The organism is Wolbachia endosymbiont of Nasonia oneida, assembly GCF_009012935.1.
Taxonomy (GTDB): Bacteria; Pseudomonadota; Alphaproteobacteria; order Rickettsiales; family Anaplasmataceae; genus Wolbachia; species Wolbachia pipientis.
Window position 1 is genome coordinate 1 of record NZ_QESS01000037.1, and the last position, 3,079, is coordinate 3,079.

The following is a 3,079-nucleotide window of genomic DNA, read 5'->3' on the forward strand; positions in this document are numbered from 1 at the left end:
TGGTTCGTTTTTTACCATTCCTTCCTTAACTTAATGGCAGTGGGAAATACATTGCCTTACGTAGTGTTCGTGAACCTGATTTACTTAATCTGGGTTTGGCATATACAGAGGAACCTGATGTTATATTTCTCGGTATAACTCCTGCATATGCTGCTAATTGCCTGGCATCTCTAAAAGCTTTTATGTCAGGAACCTCAGCTAAAATAGCTATTGCTGATTCTTCTCCTATACCTGAAATAGTCAGTAGAAGTTGAAAATTTTCCAACAACTCTTTGTGTTGCTTTAATAATTCACGTATGGAGTTTTTTATTGTTTCTATTTTTTGTTCTATGTTCATTGCAAGGTCTTCCCAAGCATTTGCAACTTCTTTAGGCAGTCTCTCTTTTTTTTCTAAGTGGTTATTTACTAATGTAAATTCATCTTTTAACGCAGCCGAGCAACGATAAAGATGTTTTAATTTTTTTAACTCAGGAGAAGGTGGTGTCCAACGAGTTGGTTCCTGTCTTTGGCAGTAATCAGCAATAATTTCCGCATCGGTCTGATCATTCTTTTGTCGTACAAGCTTACTCCTTGCATAAGATTTTATGCAATAAGGATTTACAACACTAACAAAATATCCAGCATTGTGAAGAAATTCAGCCAAAGCTTCACCATAACAACCAGTAGCTTCCATACAGGCTTTTACTTCTTCTACATTATGTTTTTGTAGAAAGTCCTGCAAACCTTGAAACCCAGAATCCTCGTTTTTAAAATTCCTTTTCCTAGTTTCACGTTTTCCTTTTTTGCTTATGAATGAAAGAAAAACATCAAAGCGATCTTTTGATATGTCTATTCCTAAAAAGTTGTTGATCATATATAACCCCATACGTTACCATTTAAAATGAAAAGTAAGGCTTACCTTGTGAATACAGAATTAGAACCATTTAGGTTTTTCTACGATACCGTCCAGCCTATACTTTTGAGAAGGGAACTCTTATCTGCAGCACAGATTTTATATCTAAGCCAGATGCCAAAGTTTTTCCCTTCTCCATCTAATGCTTAAGCTTAAAACATTAAATGCTTTTTACAAGATACAAGCCCCTTTCTCGTCATGCCGCTGCGAATCGTCATACCGCTGCGGCGCTAACACGTAGCGGGATGATGAGGCTTATCGTCATGCCACCGCGAACCGTCATACTGTCACGGTATCTCTTAGCCGCTAACAAGTAGCGGGATGACGGTTGTCAGGTTAGCTGTTATCCCAGTTTTTGACACTGGGATGACAACGAAGGGCTACTTGGATGACAGGGAAGGATGCTGGAATGAAGGTTTTTCAAATTGTCGATAAACCTAAATCTATAATAACTATTTGCCTTTTTTCTAGGTTATGCAAGAAGTCTACTGAATAACAGTAAGATTTTTCAATCCTGTTCCACAGCAAATTTTAGTGCCATGTGAGTAGTTATGGTGCTGTTAACAATCAAAATAACAAAAACTAAGATGGTGATTAGTAGTGTATAAATATTCAAGGATAAATTTTCAAATTGAGTTAGCATTTTAAAATACACAAAGGTTGGCATTATCATTGGCAAAACAAGAATTTGCGATACTCCTGATGCTAAGTTGTTTCGACCAATCATCAATGCATTTCCAGTAGCTGAAATATTAATGATTATCAGCGTATTAAATAATAAAGACACTCCAACTGCTATTGAGTGTTCAATACTATTGCCTAGAATTGCAAAGCTGAATATGGAAGAAATTACTGAAATCGGTAACCCAAATAATAACCAGTGAGCGAAAATTTTATAAGCAACTATAAGCCTAGAAGAGAGTGGCTGTACAAAGATTTGCTCTAATATTCCATCATGATAATCAGATGTAAACAAATTATTTGTAGAAATCTGCAAAACAAATGTAGCACATATCCATGTTAATGTTAACATAACTTCTTGTTTATTGTTGTTTTTAAGTGTAAATGAAGATAAACTTAACATTATGATAAAAATACATACTATATAGGTAAAGTTCTTATCATCTATTACTAATTTTTTTACTGAGTCGATCATACTAGGCTTTTAAATGTTTATTATAAATTATAGTGTTTACTTTGAGGTAGTATAATTTTTTGTTCATAAATTATATAGGTTTTATTATTTTTTTGATAATGCAATTATGGAAAAGTTACCAAAAATAAAGTCACCAGAAGATTACACTCCTTCAGAAGATGAAGAATATATGAGCGTAAAACAACTGGAATACTTCAGCTTAAAGTTACAATCAATACTCGCTGAGTTAGAGAAACAAGAACTAGAAGATAATAGTATTGATACATACTATTCTGATGAAGATAGTGGAAACGAGGAATTAATCAAGCGTCGAAAAGATAGAAAAGAAAAAATTAAGGAGGCGTTAGAAAAAATAAAATTAGGCACTTATGGTTACTGCGATGGAACAGGAGAAGAAATAGGAGTCGAAAGACTTAAAGCTAATCCGCTTGCTATATATTGTATTGAAGAGCAAGAGAGAGTAGAAAAAGAAAAGAACGTGTACAACATTAACGATTAATTTACACATAAGTGGTGAGCCCATTGGACTTCAAGAGGAGCAAGAGGCGCTGAAGTATGTTATGCTATAAAGAAAGTGGAAAATTGGACATTCTCAACTTGACTCCTGCAGATTAAAAATTAAGTTGTATCCGTTCAGGCAATGGCGTCAACTTAAGGAAAAATATCAGCGATAGTGTATAAAATTTCTCTCTAAATTTTTTATCATTAAATTATCCAAAGAGTGCAAGGGACAGCACTTTTGTTTCTATTTTATTGCAACAAAAAAGTTTAAAATGTGTCTTTTTTAGGTGAGGCATGCAAAAAGGAAAAGATCTTATCTTACAAATTAAAAATGCAATATACTCGAAAACTTTTCAGAAAATCCATTGTGTTGAGTTTTACACGAACAAGAAAACTTCCTTTTTCGACAGTATTTTCTATGATTTTAAAGTTAGTTAAAAAAAGTTTGGGAATAGAATGTGAACTTATGGAGCCATTGACATGTGACCTTACCCAGAAAAAGTGGAGAGAAAGTTTGGAATGTTTTTCAC

Annotated in this window: 2 protein-coding genes and 2 pseudogenes; 2 read left to right on the forward strand and 2 right to left on the reverse strand. The window is 33.8% G+C overall.

What is annotated here, in order from left to right:
* Nucleotides 1–40: 40 nt before the first annotated feature.
* Both DEF52_RS05890 and DEF52_RS05895 read right to left on the reverse strand, forming a co-directional pair.
* A pseudogene (locus DEF52_RS05890) lies at nucleotides 41–853 on the reverse strand (IS110 family RNA-guided transposase); the annotation flags it as partial.
* A gap of 547 nt (nucleotides 854–1,400) precedes the next feature.
* A complete protein-coding gene (locus DEF52_RS05895) occupies nucleotides 1,401–2,048 on the reverse strand; it encodes a heme exporter protein CcmB (protein ID WP_151808123.1) in 648 nt (215 codons plus the stop codon).
* Between the two features lie 106 nt (nucleotides 2,049–2,154).
* Here DEF52_RS05895 and DEF52_RS05900 point away from each other — a divergent pair, with 106 nt between their 5' ends.
* Nucleotides 2,155–2,547, forward strand: a complete 393-nt coding sequence (locus DEF52_RS05900; RefSeq protein ID WP_010963040.1) for a TraR/DksA family transcriptional regulator — start codon at nucleotides 2,155–2,157, stop codon at nucleotides 2,545–2,547.
* A 296-nt stretch (nucleotides 2,548–2,843) separates the two neighbouring features.
* Nucleotides 2,844–3,079, forward strand: a pseudogene (locus tag DEF52_RS05905) (hypothetical protein); the annotation flags it as partial.